Genomic DNA, 24346 nt, shown 5'->3' with positions numbered 1-24346 from the left:
TGATGAACCGCCCGGTGCGGACCCGCATGCCGGGTGGTGTGGGGGCTGGGAGCTAGACACTCCCGGCTACCCGATTAAATATTTGAAATGGAGAAGCCCACATCATAACCTCGATTATTTTGCCAGCGTTCAGTGGAAACACTAACCAGTTTTGTTTTGACTTGGTCTTCTTTGTCGCCACCCTCCATTATTGCGTTTTTGAATCCCTGATTCAGCTCACTCCCGAGAGCATGTAAGTGCAGAGCAGATGCAAGAGCACATAGAATGCTATGCGCTTCGGTGGATTGCTCTTCTTCATTGATATTCATCTTTAATTTTAACTTGGTTACTGCAAACCTGTTCCCTTCAAGATAATAAGCAATGTTGTTGGGCAACAGGCCATTTCCAATCTCTAGGTATGGTGAGCTTGCAAACCAGTCATCTTCATGCAGTTTTTTGTAATGACCAACTTTTAAACCTGCGGTTTCTAAAACTGACGAGATTTTGTATGGAGACCAGCCAAGCTCAAACGGAACAACTGGCGGATTCTTTTCTTCTGCTTCTAGACGCGCTATCTCTTCGTGCAATTTATCCACGTCACTGGAAACAACGATGTCTTCTCGATTTAGGGCGTCAGCCCAACGTCTCAGAGCCGAAAGATCGAGTTTGTAATTAATTATCGAGCTTCTTTTTGCATAGGTACGTAGCTTTTCATCCTTGATAGAAAACTGCATGCGGACAAAAACTCCTTCATAAACCATATACACATGAAATATATAAATTAGAGGTAGCAGAAATATTGACAAGGCGATTGGCACGAAAAAATCTAGAACGGTCTGAACCTGAGCAAAATCATTGAAATCAACAATCAACCTATACGAAGTATAAATAATGATCGATATGCCGATTATCTCTATCAGCTTACTTAGAGCCTTCTGAACCAGGATGTATTTCTCATCCGTTTGTGAGACAGCAAGAAGGGCTCCAATAAGCGCCATGAACGGAACAAAAACAATCTCAACAACTAGGTTGAAGGTATAAAATGTGACTAAAAACTCAATAAAAACAATCAATTTTATATTGTCTTTTATGGCATTTTGAAAGTAATGGGGGTCATCCGCTATCTTGTTAATTCGGAAGAAGGATACTGCGGCCACGCCAATGAACCAGAGAAAAGTATTTTTAATTTGTGCCGAGTTCCATATCCCTATTTGGCTTAAAACCCATACTGAAGCTAAGGTGTGAATAATTAGCAATGAGAAAGGAACTAAAATTACCTTCTTGGCAAATGCGTCCAATACGGAGCCAAATGATGAGCGAACCTCTTTTTTGGAAAAGGCCCATGCTGCGAATAGCAACATCCATATAGTAGTCGCTATTTCTCGATTATTTAGTGCTTCCATCTGGCACCGACTCTTATACATCTAGTTATTAAACAGTTTCCGTATATTTACCACGAAACCTGTATGGCCAAAATAAATTTGTAATCATTAAGGATTGTTCCTTTCTGTATATCGTTCAAACCGTGCCGACAGTAGTTTTGGCGGTTGCCATGTTAGCCGTTCCCTCATCTCTCGGCCTGGAATTCGAGGCGCAGCTCGGTCGGCGCAATGTTCCCGACCAGCAGCGCCACGAATTTCAGAAGTGGCTCTGGCTTTATCCGGATTTATGCATCAAGTACGATTCGAATCCGAAACTTGCCGCGCGTGAACAGGATTTGGCAGCGGACGCTGCCGGGGTTTTGGGGAGACCGGCTCAAGCTAAATTTCGCTGTTGTTCCGGTAAATGAATCACGCCTTCGGCGAAAATCACGGCTTGGCCGCCTATGCGCACGGTTAGTTTTTCTTGCTGTTTGTTGTCCATTTCCAGTTGTAGCAGGCTGCGGCGGCTCGTGCGTTCTCCGCGCTCGACCGAGAACACGTGGGTGCCTTTTCGAGTATGTTCGAAAGAACACAGATAACTGCAAAACGCCGGCATTGCGCTGCCGACCGGCGGATCGTCTTTCACGCCGATGTTGGGGCCGAGTAGGCGCACGTTGAAATCGGAATCCGGGTTGGGCGATTTCGGTGCGAACAGCATGATTTCCTGGGCCGCCGTTTGCGGTGCGGCGGATTGGCTCCAGGCCGCGTAATCGAAACGGGCCTTACGTACCGATTCATATTGCCAGACCGGCACGATCAAATACGGAAAACCGCATGAGACCAAACGGGGCGAGTATTTTTTATGATCCAGCTCGGACGGTTGCAGGCCTAAGAATTGGCACAGTTCGTCATCGCTTGGGGCGAAGCGGTCGACGATGGCGCTGACGCTGCGAGTAAACTGCACAAAATGGGGTTCGCCATTTATGCCGGTGACATTGACTTCGATAGAACCCACGTTTTGTTCGAAGTTGACTTTGGTAACGTGATCGTTCAAAGCCAAATCGCCGGAAACGGCCAACACATGCGCGGTGGCGATGATCGGATGGCCGGCGAAGTCGATCTCGCGTAGCGGCGAAAAAATCCGTAGCCGTCTGACGTTTTCGGCGTGGATGCGATGGAATACGAACACGGTTTCGGTCAGATTGAGTTCCTTGGCAATCGCGGCCATCGTGTTGGGGTTCAAGCCGTCGGCGTTCGGAAACACCGCGATCTGGGCACCGTTGAAAACCCGGTCGGTAAACACGTCTGCAATGTAATAACGGTATTTCATGATTTACTCCGGCATCTGTACGGCGACTCGATTATTTTCGATTTTAACCGGATAGCTGGGAACGCTGACGGTTTCGTCTTCGAAACAGACGCCGGTTCGTAAATGAAAATGCTGCTTGTACATCGGCGAAGCGACCATGGGTTCGCCGTCGATGTCGCCGACCATGCCGCGCGACAGCACGTTGGCCTGGCTAAAAGGGTCGAAATTGCCGATCGCAAACGCCGTTTTCAAGCGGGTCAAATAAAAGATGGCAACCTGCTTGCCTTGGACCAAGGCGCATACGCCCGAGTCCGGTTGCAAATCCTCATAAGGACAAACGTCTTTCCATACACTCATGTCAGGCGGCCTCTTCAGCTAGTTTGAAATGTTTGCGTTCTTCCGGATTGGCCGGCCTGATTTGGCCGCGTTCTTCTACGAAAACGATGTTGTCGTCGGACTGGTCGCTGTTGACGAAATGGCGGAAGCGTTTCAATCTGTCTTCGTCCTGTAGCGTGGTTTTCCACTCGCACTGGTAGGTGTCGATGACGTATTGCATTTGCGCCTCCAATTCGCCGGCTATGCCCAATTTGTCGTCTATGACCACGGATTTCAGATAATCCAGCCCGCCTTCCATGTTTTCCATCCAGACCGACGTGCGTTGTAAGCGGTCGGCCGTCCTTACATAGAATATCAATACCCGGTCGATTAACTTGATTAAGGTTTCCTTGTCCAAATTGGTGGCGAACAGATCGGCGTGGCGCGGTTTCATGCCGCCGTTGCCGCATACGTATAGGTTCCAACCGCCTTCGGTGGCGATCACGCCGATGTCCTTGCCTTGCGCCTCGGCGCACTCGCGAGTGCAGCCGGACACCGCCATCTTGATTTTATGCGGCGCGCGCAGGCCCTTGTAGCGATTTTCCAGCTCGACCGCCAAACCGATGCTATCGTCTATGCCGAAGCGGCACCAGGTACTGCCGACGCAGGATTTTACCGTGCGCAAGGACTTGCCGTAGGCGTGACCGGACTCGAAGCCGGCCGCGATCAGCTCGTCCCAAATCAGCGGCAGTTGTTCGACCCGGGCGCCGAACAGGTCGACGCGCTGGCCGCCGGTGATTTTGGTGTACAGGCCGTATTTTTTCGCAACCTGTCCCAGCGCAATCAAACCCTCCGGTGTGATTTCCCCGCCCGTCACGCGGGGAACGATAGAGTAGGTGCCGTCTTTTTGCATATTGGCGAGATAAGTGTCGTTGGTGTCCTGTAGGCCGATGTGGGCTTTTTTCAGGATGTATTCGTTCCAATACGACGCCAGAATCGAACCAACCGCCTGCTTGCAGATATCGCAGCCCAAACCGCGCCCGTGTTTGTCCAATAATTCGTCGAAGGTCTTGATGTGTTCGATGCGTATCAGGTTGTAGAGGTCTTGCCGGGTATGCGGGAAATGAGGGCAGATGTCGGTGCTGACTTCGAAGCCGGCTTTTTTCAGCTCGCAGTCCAATACCGATTTCAACAGCGGCGCGCAGCCGCCGCAACCCGTCGCGGCTTTGGTTTCGGCCTTTAGCGCGCCAATGCTGGTGCATCCCGCCGCGATGGCGGAGCAGACGTCGCCTTTGCTGACGGCATGGCAGGAGCAGATTTGCGCGCTATCCGGCAAAGCATCCGGGCCCAGGCCCACCGATTGGTCGGAACGCGGCGGCAGAATCAGCGAATCGGGGTTTTCCGGTAAGTCTATGCCGTTCAAGCAATATTGCAGCAATGTGCTGTAACCGTTGGCGTCGCCCACCAGCACCGCTCCGAGCAGCTTCTTGTTGTCGGTGCTGACCACCAAGCGTTTGTAGATTTCGCCGCGGCCGTCTTGATAGGTATAAACCAAGGCGCCCGGCGTTTTGGCGTGAGCGTCGCCTATGCTGGCCACATCGACGCCCATCAGCTTCAGTTTGGTGCTCATGTCGGCGCCGGTAAAGGGTTGCTGTTGGCCGCACAAATGGGCGACGACGGTGCGGGCCATGGTATAACCCGGCGCGACCAGGCCGAAAATCTGGCCGTTCCATAGCGCGCATTCGCCGATCGCGTAGATGTCCGGGTCGGAGGTCTGGCATTCGTTGTTGATGACGATGGCGCCGCGCGCACCCATTTCCAGGCCGCAAGCCCGCGCCAGTTCGTCGCGCGGACGGATGCCGGCGGAAAACAAGATGATGTCGGTTTCCAGCACTTCGCCGTCGGCAAAATTCATTTTATGCAGACAGTGCGCGCCGTCGTCGATCAAGGTGGTATTTTTATTCAGGTGAACGCTGACGCCGATGTTCTCGATTTTGCGTTTCAGCATCGCGCCGCCGCCGTCGTCCAATTGCACTGCCATCAGGCGCGGGGCGAATTCCACCACATGCGTATCCAGTCCCAGGTCTTTCAAAGCCTTGGCGGCTTCCAAGCCCAACAAGCCGCCGCCGATCACCGCGCCGACTTTGGAATTGGCTGCCGCGGCCTTGATGGCTTCCAGATCCTCTATGGTGCGATAGACCAGACATTGTGCGCGCTCATGTCCGGGCACCGGCGGGACGAAGGGGTAGGAACCGGTCGCCAGCACCAATTTGTCGTAGCTTACGCTAACGCCTTTTGCGGAAGTGACGGTTTTTTGTTCGCGATCGATGGCGACGGCTTTATCGCCTAAATAAAGCGTTATCCCGTGTTCGGCGAAAAAGGCTTCGGTCGCCAGCGCTAAATCGTCCGCGCTCTTGCCGGTAAAAAATTCGGATAGATGCACCCGGTCGTAAGCGGGACGCGGTTCCTCGCAAAAGGTAACGATATGGTAATCATCGATAGCCGGGCTCTGCACCAAGCCGGTCAGAAAATGCTGGCCGACCATGCCGTTACCGATGACAACCAATGTTTGTTTTGTGTTCATGCCAGACCCCTCAAAAACAGATTCAACGATTCTCCCGCGCTGTTAGCCAAATTTCAGGCAAAAAAAAAGGCACCCTGAATTGAACGAATGTGCTCGTTCAATCAGGACGCCTTTGTCCTATCAGCAATGACAAGGTAAGCTCAGCGGGAGACTTACGTTTATATCTAGCAATGTGGATGCCAACCTGTTAAGAGCCCGGAATCAAAGGCTTGAAGCGGGTTGCAAACGATATGGCAGGTCAGCTTTGCACCCAAATTACGCATTCTGCAGTGCAACGTGCACCAGAATGGTTCGAATTATTCCGAAATAAACGCCGATTGACTACTTAGTCCTATGGCATACAACCTGCTTGAACAGCCGCGTTATTTCGTTTGATTTAGACCGTGATGATCGCACCTTTTAATTTAATGTCGTTGCAGGGCAAGAGCAAAATCTTGCATATGAGCTGGCTGGCGTTTTTCATCAGCTTCGTGATCTGGTTCAACCACGCCCCTTTGCTGATGTTGATCCAGCAGGACTTGAGAATCAGCCATGCGGAAATCGAGATCATCTTACTTTTGAACGTGGCGTTGACGATTCCGGCCAGGGTTATCACCGGCCTGTTGGTCGATAGATTCGGAGCGCGCATTACCTTTAGTGTGCTGTTGGCGGTTTGCAGTTTGCCGTGCTTTCTGTTTGCCGCCGCGGATAATTTCGCCGAATTGGCTTGGTCGCGGTTTCTATTGGGTTTTATCGGCGCCAGTTTCGTTGTGGGTGTCCGTATTATCGGAGACTGGTTTCCGTCCAGCCAGATGGGCTTTGCCGAAGGCATTTATGCCGGTTGGGGCAATTTCGGTTCCGCGGTGGCGGCGATCGTCCTGCCGGGCCTGGCCTTGTATCTGGGCGAAGAAAACGGCTGGCGCTACGCCACCGCATTAACCGGTTGTATGGCCGTGCTGTTTTCGATCGTGTATTACCGCAACGTAGAAGACTTGCCGCCTGAATTGGCCGGTCTTAAAGGCAAACGCACTCATAGCATGGAAGTCTCCAGCATACAGGATCTGTTTCTATACATGCTGAGCTTATTGCCGTTGTACGCGACCCTGTCGTTATTGACGTGGAAGTTATCGTCGTTACCGTCGCCCCTGATATCGACAGCCTGGAGCTTCATCTTGCATTTGGGGATTTGGGGCATGTTCCTGCTGCACTCGATTCAGTTGGTCCGCACCAACGCCGAGCGCTTGAGCCAACCCATCCCGGTTATTCATCGGTACCGTTACCGGCAGGTTTTTATACTGGCAATTGCTTATTTAACGACATTCGGTTCCAAACTGGCGGTGTTGTCGATGCTGCCGATGTTTTTCTTCGATACCTTTCATGAAAGCCGGCAGATCAGCATGTTGGATGCGGGTTTTTTAGCGTCCAGTTTTGTAATTACCAATGTCATTGCTAGGCCGGCAGGTGGCTGGTTTAGCGACCGCATAGGCCGCAAATTATCCATTACGGTTTTCAGCGCAGGCTTGGCAGGCGGTTATTTGTTGATGGCGCGGATTTCTTCGGATTGGTCCATTACGCTGGCCGTGCTTGTCACTTTATTGTGCTCGGTCTTCATGCAAGCGGCCGAAGGCGCGATATTCGCATTCGTACCGTTGGTCCGGCGCGCGATTACAGGCGAAGTGGCCGGCATTGTAGGCGCCTACGGCAATGCCGGCGCCATTATATTTTTAATTTTGCTGACCTTTGTAAGCCCGGCCGGTTTCTTCTTGATGCTGGGTCTTTGTTGTCTGGTCTTGCTGGGTTTGATCGTCTGCCTGGAAGAGCCCAAAACCTTCATGACCGAAATTCTGCCGGACGGCACGACGATCAAAATCGAACTGGAATAAAGCATGACGGCGCGTAAAGTACTAGTGATCGACGAGTTCTTCGATACCGGCATTTCGTTGGAGGAAAGTCTGAGCCGGCACGGCTACCAGGTCGCCACTTTGAAGTTACAGGCCTTGGATTTGCTTGCCGTCGTGCAAAACCTGGAGCCCGATGCGGTGGTGTTGAATCTTTACAGTCCGGACGACAAGGTGTTGAACATGATATTGACATTGAACCAACAATGCGCGGTGCCCGTCATCATGTTCGCCGAAGACCAGCAGACCGATACCATCAACAAGGTCATCAAGACCGGCGTTAGCGCCTATATTGTCGACGGACTGGAGCCGAGGCGCATCAAAGCCATCATCGAAGTCGCAATCGCCCGGTTTAACGAACAGCAAGCTCTGAAAAGCGAACTGCAAAAAACCAGAATCCAGCTGGAGGAACGGAAACTTGTCGACAGGGCCAAAGGCATTCTGAGTCAATCGCAAGGCTACACGGAAGATCAGGCCTATCACGCCCTTCGTAAATTGGCGATGGACCGCAAGGTTTCTGTCGGCGAAATGGCCAAAAACATCATAGCGATGGCCGAGTTACTGAAGTAATCGGTAGCGTTCTCCCGTTTAATCAATCAACGGAAAACGACTGTACTTGCGGTTAGTGGTGAAATTTTCCTTTTTCGAAATTTCATGTTTTTCGGTCCCGTAAAAAACTTGTTATTTGTTTTTGTTAACATTTTATAGGTGTTAGTAAACAAAGATGTTAGTATCATGCGACTAAAACATAAAATAAAACCATATATGGATAAACAATTCTATGCTAAAAGAAAAAGGCGTTTCCTTCTGCAATCGGTTTTATGGTTTATATTTTTAGCTGCTTTGGCTTATTTCGCGACCGAGCTATTATTGTTTTACCTAATATGCGGAGCCTATGATGTAAGCCGGAACAGTAAGCTGGACGGCAAACTTTTGTATCGCTATTTTTTTGGTAACGGAACCCCAACTTGGGCGCTAGCGCCATTTAATATTTTGATGGATTTGCTTACATTACCCTACGTCAATAAGAAAATATACCAGTTGCATGAATTGCCTTTAGATTATCAACAAGAAATAAATCAAGTTCTAGACGCCGTTAAGTCTGAAAACATCATCGAAAAACTGGCTGGGCGCGCTGAAAAAGTTAGGAGAGGGATGATTTTTTTTAAATGGTATGGCAGAAATATCGATAATTTTATAAATGTTGGAGCGTTTCACCGCGATTATAAATTTATAAAAACGATAGGGGTTTCCATTTTTAATAAAAAGGAATCTACCGATGAGCATTTCGGGCCGTTAAGGGTGACTTTAAGAGTGCTTTATAATATCAACGACATGACGGATAAGTCGGCATATATTAAAGTCAGAGAAGTTGAAAACTATTGGTGCGAAAATAAATTATTTATTTTTGACGATACCTTGTCGCACCAGTCATTTAATCAAACAGATATGCCTCGGTATTGCCTGTTTATCGATATTCTTCGACCCAGCATATGTCATGGCATGCTAAAGCATGTCTTAAAATTACTTGGAAATCTATTAGAAAAATCTAAATTTATTTTTTACGGCAGTTGGGTACCGTTAAAATAGTTTCCTGAATCCGCGTTCCTGCCCGCCAACACCGGCCCCGATGCCCCCATGAGGCTATTCTTTGGAGGCTAGCCTTCAAAAGTTCCTTCGGCAATGCAACGGCCGCCTTTGTTTGCTTCGATGATTTCGTGAATCGTCATTCTCTCATAGGCTTTTTGTCGGCGCTTAACCGGTAGTGTCATGAGCTAAGCCGGTTAGCTGTTATTAGTTTTTGAAATGTTATTTCTAAAAAAACTATACATTGTAGATTCTACAATGTAGAATGCATGATGTCTGATAGATTCAGGCAACTTAAATGATAGGGAAGTCGGCCATAATAGCAAGGATGATAAATACTTAAATAAATTAGTGAGGTTTCTATGGCTGCTGGCTTTCAAAAAACCGTTTCGATGGGTGATCTTGAAAGATTTATTTTGCTTGCCATTCTTAATAATCATAACGACAGTTATGGTGTAGAGATAAGGCGTAATATTAGGGAAAAAATAGGCAAGGATGTTTCGGTAGGGGCTTTGTACACTACTTTAGATAGATTGGAAGTTAAAGGTCTAATCAAATCTAGAGCTGGTGAAAGCTCTGAAGACCGTGGCGGAAAAGCAAAAAAATATTTTCAAGTAACTGCATTGGGGCAAAATGCATTAAACCAGTCCCTTCGTGAGATTAGTTTAATGGCTAACATTAACCTAATTGCAATCTAATATGAACAAAACATATAAACCAATAGATGATTTTTCAATAGCTAATGAAGTTAAAGAGTTAATTATAAGAACTAGGCAGATTGCATTAGACGATAATGAGTCGTTTTTGCGACGAATTGAGCTAATGAATGATGTTTATTATGATCACTTATTAGTATTAATAGGTGTTCTTTTTAAAAGAAAGCGTATTAATGTTTCCGCTGAGTCGTTTTACGCTATAGCTGAGCCGCCTTCCTGGGCTCAATATTTGTTGTATTTATTCATCCCAAGAAAAAATCGAGAAGCATTGCTTGGTGATTTGGAAGAAGATTACCGAGAAGTCTACAGAAAGTTTGGAAAAAATAAGGCGATATTTTTTTATTGGAGTCAGGCTTTGAGATCGATTTGGCCTCTTTTATGTGCTTCAGCATTAAAGCTGATCAAGATGGTGTTCAAAGGCTTGATTCAGAAGCTTTCTATGGGCCAATAGAAGTCATTTTAATCTGGCGGTAGGTTTTTGCTTGCCGCAAAGCTTATTTTGTATTGGTAAATGTAAAAGAAAGAACAAGATAGGTTTTAGAGAAAATCAAAGCCCTAGCAATACCTAAAAAGGGGATCAATCGGGGGATCATTCAAGAAGTCAATTTTAAGTTACCAATGAAATCAGTAACTTATATCTAATAATGGCGGAGAAAGAGGGATTCGAACCCTCGATACGTTTCCGTATACACACTTTCCAGGCGTGCGCCTTCGACCGCTCGGCCATCTCTCCGTATATCTAAATTCAGCCGCTTATTATCAACTAATTTAGCTTTTTTTTCAATCCTGAGCCTTGTCCAATGACAAATGAGCCTGAACGAGGCGATGTATTTCCACCGTGAGATGAGCCTGGAGGCGCGAAAGTTGGGATCATGGAGGCATGATCGTGACTTTACATACGCAAGGACTAAAAACGCTGGCCGAAGTGCAAGCCTTTGTTTCCGGCAATGAAGCCATTTCGTTTACGTTGACCGATCGGGTCGTCGCTTACGGCTGGATGACCGATACGCTTAAGCAGTTTCATTATGAGCGATGTTCACGCGCCGACAAAGGTGTGCTGCGCCGGTATTTGGGCAAGATAACCGGCTTCTCACGGGCGCAAGTGGGGCGCTGTATTAAGCAATTCACCGAGGATGGCATGATCCAGGATAGGCGACGGGCGCCCGCCGTGCCGTTCACTCGGCGTTACACAACGGAAGATATTCGCTTACTGGCCGAGATGGATGCACTACATGGCACAATCTCTGGTACCACCATGCGCAAGCTGTGCGAGCGGGCGTTCAAGGTACATGGGGATGTTCGCTTCGAACGGTTGGCGGAAATTTCCAACGGCCCTCTATACAACCTGCGCCAGCACAAAACCTATCAGGCCAAACGCGGCTCATTCGATAAAACCCGACCCAGCAAAATCAACATCGGCGAGCGTCGTAAACCCGCGCCGGACGGCTGCCCAGGCTATCTGCGTGTGGATAGCGTGCATCAGGGCGATTTGGATGGAATTAAAGGCGTGTATCTCATCAACGCGGTGGACGAGGTGACCCAATTTCAAGCAGTGTTTGCTGTGGAGCGCATCAGCGAAGCCTATTTGCTGCCGGTACTGGAAGCCATGATGGATGCGTTCCCGTTTGTGATTAAGAGCTTCCATTCGGATAACGGCTCGGAGTATATCAATCACCAAGTGGCGAAATTATTGGAGAAATTGCGTATCGAGCAGACCAAATCACGTTCGCGGCAGACCAATGATAATGCGCTGGCGGAGAGTAAGAATGCTTCAACCGTTCGTAAATATCTCGGTTATAGCCATATTCCTCAACACTTTGCGAGTCGGGTGAATACGTTCACCGTCGAGGTACTGTCGCCTTATCTGAACTACCACCGCCCTTGCCACTTTCCAACGGAATATCAGGATAAGAAGGGCAAAATTCGCAAACGCTACCGCTATCAAGACATGATGACACCCTATGAAAAATTCCGCTCGCTGCCCGAAGCGGAAAGCCGTCTTAAACAGGGAGTCACTTTGAAAAAATTGGATACATTGGCGGCTAAATGCAGCGATAATGACGCAGCCCAACATCTTAACGACGCCAGGGCTACACTCTTTCAATTAATCAACAAATCCCAACAGAGCGCCGCCTGAGTCTTTTCTCATCAATCTCCTTCGTTCAGGCTCATGTCTGGATTGGAAAATACTTCCTGCCGTTCGCCGCCAATTTCCTGTCCTCGTATGTGTGTATTCAGAATGCAACTCGGGCTGAAATTTTCCGTGAGCGGCAAAACAAGGCATGGTTAGTATAGTAAGCATGCCGATTTATGCAGCTGTGCTACATTGCCGGAAATTTAGTGCCGAATTGATGGGAGGGATTAGTGGATAGCACAGGTCAAGCTACTGATATGAAAAATGAATTTAATCTCAAGCATATTAATATAATCAATGAAATCGTCACGGAAATAGACGAAATGCGGACATTACGCCGCGAAATTCACGCTTATCCGGAACTGGCTTATGAAGAATTCCGCACGTCCGGCTTGGTCGCGGCTAAGCTGATGGAATGGGGTGTCGCAGTGCATAGCGGTTTGGGCAAGACCGGTGTCGTAGGCGTCATTAAAGCGGGCAGTGCCGAGCGCGCCATTGGTTTACGAGCGGATATGGATGCTTTGCCTATCCAAGAACAAAACACGTTTTCATATGCTTCTAAACATCCGGGAAAAATGCACGCATGCGGTCATGACGGTCATACTGCGATGTTATTGGCGGCGGCGAAATATTTGGCCGAACGCAAGCAGTTCGACGGCACGGTTTATTTGATTTTTCAGCCGGCGGAAGAGGGCGGCGGCGGAGCCGACGCGATGATCAAAGACGGATTCTTTCAACAATTTCCGATGCAGCGAGTGTTCGGCATGCATAATTGGCCCGGCTTGCCGGCCGGAAAATTTGCGGTGAGTCCGGGGCCGGTTATGGCTGGGTTCGACGCATTTAGAATCGTGATCCGCGGCAGGGGATGTCATGCCGCCATGCCGCATCTGGGCTTGGATCCCGTGCCGGTAGCCGCGCAAATGGTTCTGGCGTTTCAAACGATTTTGACCCGCAATGCCGATCCCTTGGATGCCGGCGTGTTGTCGGTCACAACGGTACATGTCGGCGATGCGAAAAACGTCATCGCCGACGATTGCGAACTGACCGGCACCTTGCGGGCCTTTTCCGATCAGGTGATGGAGCTCATGCACAAGCGCATAGCAGAAATTGCCCGGCATACTTGCTTGGCGCACGGCATGGAATGCGAGGTCGAATTTATCAAAGGCTATCCCGCCACCGTCAATCATCGAAAGGAGGCTGAGTTTTCGCGTGAGGTGTTGGCGGCTATCGTTGGCGATGGAAATGTTTTAGAGCAGCAACCGACGATGGGCGCCGAGGATTTCGCGTTTATGCTGGAACAAGTGCCCGGTAGTTACTGTTTCATCGGTAACGGGAACGGCGCTCATCGTGAAGGGGGGCATGGAACGGGGCCTTGTACTTTACATAATGCCGGATACGACTTCAATGACGATGTGCTGGCGCTCGGTGCCACCTATTGGGTGAGGTTGGTCGAAACCGCGTTGCCTGCCAAATCCGATTTATAAGCTATTTTTATTAATGCTCGGCAGGTTTGATACGCGTAATGACGTGACGATCGCTCAAGTGTTGCCTGACCGTTTTTTCGGTTCGTTCGTTACGGTTTTTATCAAACCGTAACGAACGATACGCCTCATTTAATAAACATCGGCTTACTTGTGGATAAGATAGGTTAAGGGCTTAATGACCAAACACGTTAGGAAAATACAATTTGTTTTGTGGACGGGAATTCTTGGCCTAACCTGCGGCATTTTAGGCACATGGCTTGCCGGTTCGGAAGAATGGTTGCGGTTTTTCGATAACTTACATTTGACGTTTTCCACAATCGCCGCCGCGTTGTTGTGTTGGATAGCTATTCAAATCAAGCCCGAAGCTCACGATTCGAGGCGTTGGTGGTTTGCGGTCGGCATTAGCGCTTATGCAATCGGCCAAATCATTCGGGATCTTCAGCCTTTAGCGGAAAGCGGAAGCTTCCCTTCGGGATCCGACCTGTTTTATCTATGGTTGGGGCCTTGCCTGGCGCTGGGTTTGATTGACTTCGTATCCGAGCGGGTTTCGGCGAGGCAATTGAGTTTCTTTTCGGTGGATTGTGCAATGGCCGTCGTTGTGGCTGTGGCCTTAGTGATGGTGTTTTTTCTGCCTAAAAAAGGGAATTTGGCTTTGCCCGAGATGGTGGGCCTAATTCTGTATCCCGCCAGTTTGTTAGCCGTACTCTGTATCGCCGTGGTTGTCTTGCTTACTTTGCGATTGCGTTTGACATGGGCCTGGAGCACTTTTTTGCTGGCCGTGTCGTCGATGGCCTGGAGCTGGATGAAACGGAATAGCATAGCCCTGGACGGCGTCGTTACGGTTGGCGCTTGGTTTAACGGCTTTTTTTCGGTCGGCGTTTTATTGTTGGCTGTTTCGATAGTTTATCTGGAACTCCAGCCGTGCAATGACCGGAACCGGATACGCCATTACGAAGGGATATTGCGGTTACTGCCGCTGATTGCGGTTGTGCTGGTTTCAGTTGCCGTGATCGCCACGATAGTCATTCCGAGCTTGCTGGAAAACATCGTCCGAGTGATTTGGACAAGCGCGGTGGCGGTGGTTGTGTTGGCGGTAGTCAGGCAGCATGCCTTATTACGCGATTATGATCGTTGGATCCTTGCAGAGACGGCTTTAAAGCAGGAAAGGCTGTTACTGAACGCGATGGTCGAGAGTTTGCCGGGCGTATTTGTTTTACTGAACGAACATGGGCGTATTCTGAAACACAATTCTTATATCGCCAATTTCATAGACTCTGACAGCGGCGACTCGCGGCCGATGCATGTTCGGTCATTAATTCCTTTGCAAAACCGGAAACAATTCGACGACCAGTTGCGCCAAGTGTTGGTAACGGGCGAAGCCTCTTTCGAAAAACCTTTGTGGTCGGTAAACCAGCAATGGGTTATGCATAGTTTTTCCTTTAAACGTATCGTTTTCAACGACGCAACGTATTTGATGGGCATCGGCATAGACATCTCAAACGTAAACGATGCGCTGCTAGCGCTTGAGGAGTCTAGAAATCTGTTGCAGCAAGTGGTCGATACCCTGCCGATGCGGGTATTCTGGAAGGACAAGCAATCACGATATTTGGGATGCAATACCTTATTTGCAAAGGATGTTGGCTTTTCCGATACGGGACTGGTTCAAGGTAAGGCGGACTATGACTTGGCTTGGTCGAAGCAAGAATCCGATGGCTTTGTCCGAGACGATAAGGAGGTGATGTTAACCTTGAAACCGAAACTGGCTTTCGATCAAAAAGCGACCTGTGCCGATGGGAAGCAGATTTGGATGCGTACATCCAAAGTGCCATTACTCGATATTAACAATCATTTGTTAGGCGTCGTAGGGGTTTATGGCGATGTGACGGAACACAAGCATTTGGAGGAAATGCACCAATTGGCCGGTCTCGTGTTTGAACATAGCCGCGAGTCTATTGTAGTCAGCGACGAAAACAATCGCGTCGTGGCCGTCAATCCGGCGTTTACTCGGCTTACGGGCTACCAAAGCGAGGAGATCATCGGAAAGGATCCTAGTTTTTTACGTGCGGACGGTCAGGACGAGGAATTTTTTGCGACGATTTGGCAAAGTATCAGGGAGCGCGGGTTTTGGGACGGGGAAACCTGGGCCCGAAGGAAAAATGGCGACGTTTATCCGCAACGGCTTAGCATCAGCGTTGTGCGTCGGCCGGACGGCGCGATTTTTCGCCACGTGGCGATAGGCGCCGACGTCAGCGATAAGAAGCAAGCCGAACAAATGATTTGGCATCAGGCCAATTTCGACGTTTTGACGAATTTGCCCAATCGCCGTATGTTGGCCGAGCATTTGGAGCGCGAGCGGAAATTGGCGCAAAGAGGCGAGTACAAGTTTGCGCTACTGTTTTTGGATTTGGATCATTTTAAGGATGTAAACGATACGCTCGGGCACGAGATGGGGGATGCGTTATTGGTCGAAGCCTCCAAACGCATGCGGCAATGCGTCAGAGAGACCGATACTTTGGCGCGTTTGGGCGGCGACGAATTCGCATTGGTCATTCCGCGGGCCGAACAGGACGATATAGAACGGATCTGCAATGCCATTTTGGAAAATATCAAACTGCCTTTCCAATTAGAGAAAGAACAGGCCTTTGTGTCGGCAAGCATCGGTATTGCGTTTTATCCCGATGACGGTTCGACTGTCGAAGAGCTACTCAGAAAGGCCGATCAAGCCATGTATGCCGCCAAACACTCCGGACGCAGCTGTTTTCATTATTTTAAAGCGGAGATGCAAGAAGCGGCCATGCTGCATATGCGTTTGGCGGCCGACATGCGGGGCAGCTTGGAAGTCGGCGAATTCAACGTCTACTTTCAACCCATAGTCGATTTAGGCAGCGGCCGGATCAGCAAGGCCGAGGTCTTGCTGCGTTGGAAACATCCGTTGTTCGGTTTTATCGGTCCGGACCAGTTCATAGCGATAGCCGAAAGCAACGGCTTCATTCACGAATTGGGCAATTGGGTGTTTACCGAGGCCTTGAAATGGAGTCAACGTTGGAGCGGTTTGATAGGCGATACTTTCGTTAATTCGGTCAACTTATCGCCGGTTCAATTGATGCGGGGACAGTATTTTGGTGACTGGCTCAAGCAATTCGCGGAGTCCGGTCTCGGGCGCGACGGTTTGGTATTGGAAATTACCGAAGGCGTTTTATTAAACGATAACCCGGAGGTTAACGAAAAACTGATAAATTTGCAGAGGGCCGGTATGCAGGTATCGATAGACGATTTCGGGACCGGATATTCGTCGCTGGCTTATTTGAATAAATTTCCGATTCATTTCTTGAAGATCGATAAATCGTTTGTCGGAGAGCTGACGTCCAGCGAAACGCATCGGTCGCTGGTTGAAGGTATCGTGCTGATGGCGCACAAATTGAACCTGAAGGTGATTGCCGAAGGAGTCGAGACCGAAGCGCAGCGGGATCTATTGATATCGGCCGGTTGCGATTGTGCGCAAGGTTATCTGTTCTCCAGGCCCATTGTCGCGGAAGAATTCGAGGCGCAGTTTATCGGCGACGGCCGCAGTTGGACTTGAGTTCGGTTACTTTTCGGCGATAGGCCGGCATCGGCGTTTTATCGAGGTTCGCGTTTCATTAGGCCAACATTGCCCGAATGTTTTCGATTTCGTCTTTGACCTGGTCGAGGATGTTAATGCTTAAATCGGCGTCTAAATTGCCGGCGGCGAGTTTTTTGTATGCCGGTAATTCGTCCATTTTCGGCATTTTTTTGATGTCGACTTTGCCGATGAAGCTGTGTAATTGCGAAATCATCACGATGTCGCTATAGGTGGCTTCCGGCCCGCTGTCGCGGTACCAGTCCTCCGCGTAAACCACGACATCTTCGAAATCCGCCGGTAAATCCCATTTCCGGATAATTTGCACGCCGATATCGCCGCGTAATTCCCTGACCGCTTCGGCAAGGTCGCCGGGAGACGCCAGAATATCGGCTTGACGGTCGGCGTAAGCCAGAATGGGTACTACCCCAATGTCGTGCGTCAATCCGGCCAGCATGGCTCTATCCGGGTCGAAGCCCGGTGTTTTGTGGGCCAATACCGCGCTAATCGCCGCAACATGACTACTGTGCGCCCACAGTTCTTGCATCTTGCGCCGAATCACCCCGGACTTGGCGTTGAATACCGCTTTCAACGCGAACACCGTCACAATGTCTTGTGCCGCTTTTAAGCCCAGGCGGGTGATCGCTTCCGGGCAGCTTTCGATTTTGCGCCGGCCCCTGAACAACGGGCTGTTCGATATCTTGATCAGACGCGCGGTGATGCTAGGGTCTATTTGTACCACGCGCGCGATTTTACTGCTGTTGGCTCTGGGCTCGTTGATGGCGCGCCGAATCTTGATGGATACGTCGGGAATGGTGGGTAAGGCCAATTTGTCCGATTGCATGTATTTGTAGCAATCCAGGTACAAACGGTTTTTAGCCAGCTTGGCGGTCTTGGAGTCGGGAACGGCCTCAGTCATTGGTGTTTGCTTTATTCGGACAAGCGCACGGAGTTTAGTTTAGAATTTACGGTCTTTTGTTGTTTCGGCGAGCCATGTATACGATCGCACCGGATGTTATCACAACCCTGACCTGCATTAGAGACTATATTCGCTGGGCGGCGAGTCGTTTTGCCGAGCATGGAATATTTTTAGGCCACGGAACCGTCACGCCGTTGGATGAAGCCGCGGCCATCGTGCTGCACACGCTGCATCAGCCTTATGATTTGGCCGACAGCTATTTGGATAGCGTGTTGACGATCGATGAGCGGCAGGCCGTTGCCGAATTGATACGGCGCCGCATCAATGAGCGCAAACCGTCCGCCTATCTTACTCACGAAGCGGTTTTTGCCGGTTTGTCGTTTTATGTCGACGAACGGGTTTTAGTGCCGCGTTCGCCGATTGCGGAATTGATAGAGCAAAACTTCGATCCCTGGGTCGCCGAAGACGAGGTGTTTAACATATTAGATTTGTGCACCGGTAGTTGCTGCATTGCGATAGCCTGTGCCTATGCTTTTCCGGATGCGCAGGTCGATGCGGTTGAGTTATCGGAAGACGCGATGGAAGTGGCGCGAATCAATATCGAAAAACACAACCTGACCGATCAGGTCGAACTGTATCGCTCGGATCTATTCGACGAACTGCCCGCTAAGCCTTACGACATCATCGTCAGCAATCCGCCTTATGTCGCTATCGCCGAATGGGAGCAATTGCCGCCCGAGTTTCACGCGGAGCCCGAAATGGGATTCACCGCCGGCGAAACGGGCTTGGATTTGGTCATCCGCATTTTGGCGGATGCCAACCGCTATCTGGCGGACCAAGGGATATTGATCGTCGAAGTGGGGAGTAGCGCGGAGACTTTGCAAAACCTGTTCCCTACGGTGCCGTTTCACTGGTTGGAGTTCGAGCGTGGCGGCGACGGCGTATTTTTGTTGACGGCGGCACAAGTCAAAGAATATCACTCATTATTTGTAAACGCGGTATCAGCATGTCAGGAAACACGATAGGAAAATTATTCACGGTGACCACCTTCGGCGAGAGCCACGGTTTGGCTTTGGGCGCCATCGTCGACGGCTGCCCGCCGGGCATGGCCTTGAGCGAAGGGGATTTACAGTTGGATTTGGACAGGCGGAAACCCGGCACTTCACGCCACACCACCCAACGGCGCGAGCCGGACCAGGTCAAAATCTTGTCCGGCGTGTTCGAAGGCAAAACCACGGGGACGCCCATCGGCCTGATCATCGAAAATACCGATCAGCGTTCGAAAGACTATTCCAAAATTGCCGATAGCTTTCGGCCGGGTCATGCCGATTACACTTATCAGCACAAGTACGGCATCAGGGATTACCGGGGCGGCGGCCGTTCGTCGGCGCGTGAAACCGCGATGCGGGTCGCGGCCGGCGCCATCGCCAAGAAATATTTATTCGAACAGTACGCTATTCAAATCAGGGGTTATTTGTCGCAATTGGGGCCGATTAAGATCGAGCGTTTCGATTGGGCCGAGATTCCCAACAACCCTTTCTTTTGCCCGGATGCCGATAAGGTAGCCGAGATGGAAGCATACATGGACGCCTTGCGCAAAGAAGGCGAATCCATAGGCGCCAAGATCGAAGTCATTGCCAGCAATGCACCGCCCGGCCTGGGCGAACCCATTTTCGACCGTTTGGATGCCGAATTGGCTTACGCCTTGATGAGCATCAACGCGGTCAAGGGCGTGGAAATCGGCGATGGTTTCGATTGCATCAATACCAAAGGCACGCGATTCCGCGACGAGATCACGCCGGAAGGCTTTTTGAGCAATCATGCCGGCGGTATTTTAGGCGGCATATCGACAGGGCAGGATATCGTTGCCCGTATCGCGCTGAAACCGACCTCCAGCCTGCGTTTGCCGGGCAGGAGCATCAACAGCAGCGGCGCGCCGATCGAGGTGGTGACCGAAGGCCGCCACGATCCTTGCGTCGGCATACGCGCCACACCGATAGCCGAAGCCATGGTTGCTCTGGTGTTGATGGATCATTTATTACGGCACAGGGCGCAGAATCAGCAGGTAAATAGCGGTTTGCCTATATTGCGCTAGATGACATTGCCATACTGGCGCTTATCCGGTTTTTATTTCATTTACTTTGCTACCTTAGGGGCATTTTTACCCTTCTGGAGCCTGTATTTAAAGCAGATCGGTTTTGCGGCGGAACAGATAGGGGAGCTGACCGCGATGTTGGTCGCGACCAAAATTATTGCGCCTCACCTTTGGAGTTGGCTGGCGGACAAAACCGGCCGCAGCTTGCGCTTGATACGCCTGATGTGTCTGCTGGCGGCGGTGTTTTTTGCCGGCTTTTTGTATCGCAGCGATTACCGTTGGATAGCGGCGGTCACAATCGCTTTCAGCTTTTTTTGGAATGCCACGCTGCCGCAATTCGAAGCGGCCACGATGCTGCATTTGCGTGCCGAACCGCAACGTTACAGCCGCGTTCGCTTATGGGGTTCGGTCGGATTCATCGCCGCCGTTTTAGGCATTGGTCGAATCTTGGACGATTTCAGCATCGCTTGTTTGCCCTGGATCATCGGCGGACTGCTGACGCTGAACTGGCTGGTCGCCCTGATTACGCCCGAAGTCGCCGCGCAACGCGCCGATAAGCCGGCCGCTAGTATTTTCGGCGTGTTATTCCAGCCGCAATTGCTGGCATTTTTCTCGGTATACCTGCTGTTACAGGTCGCGCATGGCCCATACTACGTGTTCTATTCGGTTTATCTACAGCAACATCATTACACCACAACACTGACGGGCTTGTTGTGGGCTCTCGGCGTCGTCGCGGAAATTGCGGTTTTCATCTGGATGTACGGGCTTTTAAAGCGTTTTAGTTTACGCTCCGTGCTGTTGTCCAGTCTGACGTTGACCGTGCTGCGCTGGGCGATGATCGCCTATGGGGTCAAGTGTCTGCCGGTGATTTTGTTCGCGCAAATACTGCATGCCGCGAGCTTCGGAGTCGCCCATGTGGTGGCAATGCTGTTTATACATAGCCATTTCGGCAACGGCCATCAGAGCAAGGGACAAGCCTTGTACAGCAGTATCAGCTTTGGCTTGGGCGGCATGCTGGGTAGTTATTTCAGCGGTTATTTTTGGGATTCGCTTGGCGGCGAAGTCGTATTCGCGGGAGCGGCCCTGGCCAGCGGCTTGGCCTTGTTGATTGCGTTTGTCGGGATCGGTCGCGACCGGTTTCGACCCGCCGCCGCGCCAAGTATCTAGCCTACGGAAACGCCGTCACCCGCTTAAGCGAGGAAAGCCGGCGGACTGCGGGTTTCCGTTTTACAAGGGTTGCCGGCACAACTCGGCCGGATTGGGTTAAAATTTGCTTTGATTTATTGTAGAGGAAGCGCTAGGTGTTTGAAATTATTAAAAGCGGCGGCTGGATGATGCTGCCGATTATCTTGTGTTCAATTACAGCGATGGCCATCATCGGGGAAAGGCTTTGGTCGCTGCAGCGCAAGCGCATCATTCCGCCCGATTTAGTCCCTTATATTTGGCAATTGCATCGAGAAAATAAACTGGACGATGCAACGATACGCCGGATCAGAATGAGTTCGCCGCTGGGGCGGATATTGGCGGCCGGCTTATTCAACCGCAAACACGGCCGCGAGATCATGAAAAGCAGCATAGAAGAGGTCGGCCGCCAGGTGACTCACGAGTTGGAACGTTATCTGACCGGGCTGGGTAGTTTGGCGTCGATCGCGCCTTTGCTGGGATTATTAGGCACCGTGGACGGCATCATTCGGGTATTTTCCGATATCTCGGCCGGCGGTATGGGCGATCCGACCATTTTAAGCGCCGGTATCTCCGAAGCATTGATTTGTACCGCATCCGGTTTGGTCGTGGCGATTCCCAGTCTGTTTTTTCATCGTTATTTCGAGCGCCTGGTTGACGATCATGTGGTCAGAATGGAGGAGGAATCCTTGCGCTTGATCGACATCATGCAAGGCAACAGAGAGGACGTTTGATGGATTTCCGCCGTAAGAAACGCGCGCCGGTCGAGATCGGGTTGATACCTATGATAGACGTGCTGCTGGTGTTGCTGTTTTTTTTCATGATCGCAACGACGTTTCGTCTACATACCGATTTGAAAATCAACCTGCCGGAAGCCAGCGGAGAGGAATCCGATCAAGCCGGCGATTCGATCAATTTATTTATCGATGCCGACGGTAAATACGCCTTATCCGGCGAGTCGGGTAAAACCCGGCCCTTGCCTGATCAGACTCTGGCGAGCCTGAAGGAAGCGCTGGCGAAATTTTCGGCAGAATCGCGGCGGCTGCCGTTCATCATCAACGCCGACGGTAAAACACCGCATCAGGCCGTGGTAAGCGCATTGGATGTTGCCAGCCAGCTGGGATTTCGCCATGTGACTTTTGCAATCAATCCAACGGAAAAATAATGAAAAAATCGCTGTCGCGCTGGTTGGAGGATGCTTGGTACAAGGAAATGTACATTTCCAGCTGGTTCATGCCGCTATCGATGTTTTATGTCGATGCGATTCGTTTGCGGCGCTGGCTGTATAAGACCGGACGCCGGCAAAGCGTCCGGCTGCCTGTGCCTGTTATCGTGGTCGGCAATTTGACCGTAGGCGGTACCGGTAAGACGCCGTTAGTGGTTTGGATGGTCAAGTTCTTAATGCAGGCAGGCTACAAGCCCGGAGTGATCAGCCGCGGCTATGCCGGCGATGCCGGCCGGGCGCCGCAAGCGGTTACGGCAGATAGTGATCCGGCTAGGGTCGGGGATGAACCCTTGCTCCTGGCGAGACGCTGCGCTTGCCCCGTCGTGATAGGCGCGGACAGGCCTGCGGCTGCTAAGTATTTATTAAGCCGCAACGATTGCGATGTGATTATTTCCGATGACGGCTTGCAGCATTACGCTCTGCAGCGCGATATCGAAATTGTCGTGATCGACGGCGAGCGCCGCTTCGGTAACGGATATTGTCTGCCGGTAGGTCCTCTGCGCGAGCCGCCGGAAAGAGTCAAAGAAGTGGACCTGGTCGTAGTGAATGGCGGGGATGTATTGGAAGAGGGCGAGTATGCTATGCAATGCCGGGGCGGGAGCTTGATCAATTTGAAAACGGGCGAGAGAAAGGCGTTGGCGAATTTCGCCGGCCAAGCCTGCCATGCTGTAGCGGGCATCGGCAATCCCAATCGATTCTTCAAGCAATTGGCCGCAGCCGGGTTGAACTGTGACTGCCATGCCTTCCCTGACCATCATGCCTTTAGCGCACGCGATTTGCGATTTAAGGGTGAAAAACCCGTTATCATGACGGAAAAAGACGCGGTTAAATGCAGCGGCTTTTCCGAATCCCATCATTGGTTTTTGCCGGTCGATGCCGTATTACCCCAAGTTTTTTCCGAACAATTACTTAAATTATTAAAAGACAAAGCTCATGGACAAAAAACTGCTTGACATCCTGGCCTGCCCGATTTGCAAAAGTTCGTTGATCTACCAGAAAGATCAACAGGAATTGATTTGCAAAGCCTGCAACTTGGCGTTCCCTATTCGCGACGATATTCCGGTGATGCTGGAAGACGAAGCCCGCGAATTGGGTTTTGAAGAAGCGGAAGCCTTGCGTAAATGACGGCGTTTAAAGTCGTCATTCCGGCGCGCTATGCGTCGACCCGGCTGCCCGGCAAACCCTTGTTGGATATTGCCGGCAAACCCATGATCGCCCATGTGTGCGAACGGGCCATGGAAGCCGATGCGGGGCAAGTCGTAGTGGCCACCGACGATCAACGCATCTTCGATACCGTCGCCGCGCTGGGTCTGCAAGTGGTCATGACCGATCCCGACCATCAGTCCGGCACCGAGCGCATCGCGGAAGTTGCGCAAGTCATGGATTGGTGCGATGACGACATTGTCGTCAACCTGCAAGGCGACGAACCGCTGATTCCGCCTGAATACATTCAGCTTGTGGCGGCGGCGTTGGCCGGACAACGCGAAGCCGGTATCGCCACACTGGCGGCTAAGATCATCGAAGCGGAGGAAATATTCAATCCCAATGCGGTGAAAGTGGTCCTCGATAAAAACGGTTATGCCCTGTATTTCAGCCGGGCACCGATTCCGTGGGATAGAGCGGTTTTTCCGGAGCATCGCCACACTACGGAAGACGCCAAACTGCCGTATTTGCGCCATATCGGCATGTATGCTTACACGGTCGGTTTTTTGAAGCGCTATTGCAGTTGGCCGGCTTCGCCGCTTGAAAGTGTCGAATCCTTAGAGCAGTTGCGCATACTCTGGTACGGTGAAAAAATTAGGGTGGAAGTCGTCGACCGTACGCCGGAAGCGGGGGTCGATACCGAAGAGGATTTGTGGCGAGTGGCACTGAGTTTGGGACAGGGTTAGACTAATTAGTCCGGGCGAAAACTGCCGTATCCATAGGCCGATATCGAGCTTGCCCATTTTGACGATGGGCGGCGGGCCGCTTGCATAGGCAC

Annotated in this window: 22 protein-coding genes and 1 tRNA gene; 17 read left to right on the top strand and 6 right to left on the bottom strand. The window is 50.7% G+C overall.

Annotation, left to right across the window (positions count from 1 at the left end):
* Window positions 1–74 precede the first annotated feature (74 nt).
* Entirely contained in the window at window positions 75–1382 is a 1308-nt protein-coding gene (locus tag ACW73I_RS20100) for a hypothetical protein (protein ID WP_458031281.1), read from the bottom strand.
* Window positions 1383–1531: 149 nt separating this feature from the next.
* Between ACW73I_RS20100 and ACW73I_RS20095 the strand changes: the two genes are divergently transcribed.
* Complete coding sequence (locus ACW73I_RS20095) at window positions 1532–1768, top strand: hypothetical protein (RefSeq protein ID WP_458031280.1); 237 nt, start codon at window positions 1532–1534, stop codon at window positions 1766–1768.
* Here the strand turns inward: ACW73I_RS20095 and ACW73I_RS20090 are convergent.
* From ACW73I_RS20090 to nirB, 3 genes are read right to left on the bottom strand one after another with little or no spacing between them, the layout of a single operon-like run.
* Entirely contained in the window at window positions 1735–2670 is a 936-nt protein-coding gene (locus tag ACW73I_RS20090; RefSeq protein ID WP_458031279.1) for a PhzF family phenazine biosynthesis protein, read from the bottom strand. The two genes, ACW73I_RS20095 and ACW73I_RS20090, sit on opposite strands and share 34 nt — an antisense overlap.
* Before the next feature lie 3 nt (window positions 2671–2673).
* Window positions 2674–3006 carry a nitrite reductase small subunit NirD gene (gene nirD, locus ACW73I_RS20085; RefSeq protein ID WP_458031277.1) on the bottom strand — a complete coding sequence of 111 codons (333 nt, stop codon included), beginning with the start codon at window positions 3004–3006 and terminating at the stop codon, window positions 2674–2676.
* 1 nt (window position 3007) lies between these two features.
* Window positions 3008–5548 (bottom strand): nitrite reductase large subunit NirB, encoded by a 2541-nt coding sequence (gene nirB / locus ACW73I_RS20080; protein ID WP_458031275.1) that lies wholly within the window; start codon window positions 5546–5548, stop codon window positions 3008–3010.
* A 386-nt stretch (window positions 5549–5934) separates the two neighbouring features.
* Between nirB and ACW73I_RS20075 the strand changes: the two genes are divergently transcribed.
* From ACW73I_RS20075 to ACW73I_RS20055, 5 genes are all read left to right on the top strand, one after another.
* Window positions 5935–7410, top strand: a complete 1476-nt coding sequence (locus ACW73I_RS20075) for an MFS transporter (protein ID WP_458031282.1) — start codon at window positions 5935–5937, stop codon at window positions 7408–7410.
* A gap of 3 nt (window positions 7411–7413) precedes the next feature.
* A complete protein-coding gene (locus ACW73I_RS20070) occupies window positions 7414–7995 on the top strand; it encodes an ANTAR domain-containing response regulator (protein ID WP_458031274.1) in 582 nt (193 codons plus the stop codon).
* Between the two features lie 195 nt (window positions 7996–8190).
* Window positions 8191–9015 carry an aspartyl/asparaginyl beta-hydroxylase domain-containing protein gene (locus tag ACW73I_RS20065; RefSeq protein ID WP_458031273.1) on the top strand — a complete coding sequence of 275 codons (825 nt, stop codon included), beginning with the start codon at window positions 8191–8193 and terminating at the stop codon, window positions 9013–9015.
* A gap of 359 nt (window positions 9016–9374) precedes the next feature.
* Entirely contained in the window at window positions 9375–9710 is a 336-nt protein-coding gene (locus ACW73I_RS20060) for a PadR family transcriptional regulator (RefSeq protein WP_458031271.1), read from the top strand.
* Window position 9711: 1 nt separating this feature from the next.
* Entirely contained in the window at window positions 9712–10179 is a 468-nt protein-coding gene (locus ACW73I_RS20055; RefSeq protein WP_458031270.1) for a permease prefix domain 2-containing transporter, read from the top strand.
* A 194-nt stretch (window positions 10180–10373) separates the two neighbouring features.
* On the opposite strand, the gene ACW73I_RS20050 is transcribed toward ACW73I_RS20055, so the two are convergent.
* A tRNA-Ser gene (locus tag ACW73I_RS20050) sits at window positions 10374–10461 on the bottom strand.
* A gap of 153 nt (window positions 10462–10614) precedes the next feature.
* On the opposite strand from ACW73I_RS20050, the gene ACW73I_RS20045 reads away from it, so the two are divergent.
* From ACW73I_RS20045 to ACW73I_RS20035, 3 genes are all read left to right on the top strand, one after another.
* Window positions 10615–11865 (top strand): integrase catalytic domain-containing protein, encoded by a 1251-nt coding sequence (locus tag ACW73I_RS20045; RefSeq protein ID WP_458031268.1) that lies wholly within the window; start codon window positions 10615–10617, stop codon window positions 11863–11865.
* Window positions 11866–12119: 254 nt separating this feature from the next.
* Window positions 12120–13346, top strand: a complete 1227-nt coding sequence (locus tag ACW73I_RS20040) for a M20 aminoacylase family protein (protein WP_458031267.1) — start codon at window positions 12120–12122, stop codon at window positions 13344–13346.
* Between the two features lie 175 nt (window positions 13347–13521).
* A complete protein-coding gene (locus ACW73I_RS20035; RefSeq protein WP_458031266.1) occupies window positions 13522–16926 on the top strand; it encodes an EAL domain-containing protein in 3405 nt (1134 codons plus the stop codon).
* Between the two features lie 58 nt (window positions 16927–16984).
* Here ACW73I_RS20035 and ACW73I_RS20030 read toward each other — a convergent pair whose 3' ends face one another.
* A complete protein-coding gene (locus ACW73I_RS20030) occupies window positions 16985–17863 on the bottom strand; it encodes an HDOD domain-containing protein (protein ID WP_458031264.1) in 879 nt (292 codons plus the stop codon).
* 74 nt (window positions 17864–17937) lie between these two features.
* Between ACW73I_RS20030 and prmB the strand changes: the two genes are divergently transcribed.
* The 8 genes from prmB to kdsB all read left to right on the top strand — a co-directional run bounded on the left by prmB (window position 17938) and on the right by kdsB (window position 24254).
* Window positions 17938–18888 (top strand): 50S ribosomal protein L3 N(5)-glutamine methyltransferase, encoded by a 951-nt coding sequence (gene prmB / locus ACW73I_RS20025; RefSeq protein ID WP_458031262.1) that lies wholly within the window; start codon window positions 17938–17940, stop codon window positions 18886–18888.
* A complete protein-coding gene (aroC, locus tag ACW73I_RS20020) occupies window positions 18870–19958 on the top strand; it encodes a chorismate synthase (protein ID WP_458031260.1) in 1089 nt (362 codons plus the stop codon). The genes prmB and aroC overlap by 19 nt, the downstream gene beginning before the upstream one ends.
* A complete protein-coding gene (locus ACW73I_RS20015; protein WP_458031258.1) occupies window positions 19959–21125 on the top strand; it encodes an MFS transporter in 1167 nt (388 codons plus the stop codon). It abuts the gene before it with no gap.
* Window positions 21126–21259: 134 nt separating this feature from the next.
* Window positions 21260–21874 carry a MotA/TolQ/ExbB proton channel family protein gene (locus tag ACW73I_RS20010; RefSeq protein ID WP_458031257.1) on the top strand — a complete coding sequence of 205 codons (615 nt, stop codon included), beginning with the start codon at window positions 21260–21262 and terminating at the stop codon, window positions 21872–21874.
* Window positions 21874–22305, top strand: a complete 432-nt coding sequence (locus tag ACW73I_RS20005; protein ID WP_458031256.1) for an ExbD/TolR family protein — start codon at window positions 21874–21876, stop codon at window positions 22303–22305. The genes ACW73I_RS20010 and ACW73I_RS20005 overlap by 1 nt, the downstream gene beginning before the upstream one ends.
* Window positions 22305–23318: a tetraacyldisaccharide 4'-kinase gene (lpxK, locus tag ACW73I_RS20000; protein ID WP_458031255.1), complete on the top strand. Its 1014-nt coding sequence runs from the start codon at window positions 22305–22307 to the stop codon at window positions 23316–23318. The genes ACW73I_RS20005 and lpxK overlap by 1 nt, the downstream gene beginning before the upstream one ends.
* Window positions 23299–23490 carry a Trm112 family protein gene (locus ACW73I_RS19995; RefSeq protein WP_458031253.1) on the top strand — a complete coding sequence of 64 codons (192 nt, stop codon included), beginning with the start codon at window positions 23299–23301 and terminating at the stop codon, window positions 23488–23490. The genes lpxK and ACW73I_RS19995 overlap by 20 nt, the downstream gene beginning before the upstream one ends.
* Window positions 23487–24254: a 3-deoxy-manno-octulosonate cytidylyltransferase gene (gene kdsB, locus ACW73I_RS19990; RefSeq protein WP_458031251.1), complete on the top strand. Its 768-nt coding sequence runs from the start codon at window positions 23487–23489 to the stop codon at window positions 24252–24254. Before ACW73I_RS19995 ends, kdsB begins: the two co-directional genes overlap by 4 nt.
* Window positions 24255–24346 lie beyond the last annotated feature (92 nt).

The organism is Methylomonas sp. MgM2, assembly GCF_054172045.1.
This window is presented reverse-complemented; position numbering and strand designations above follow the sequence as displayed.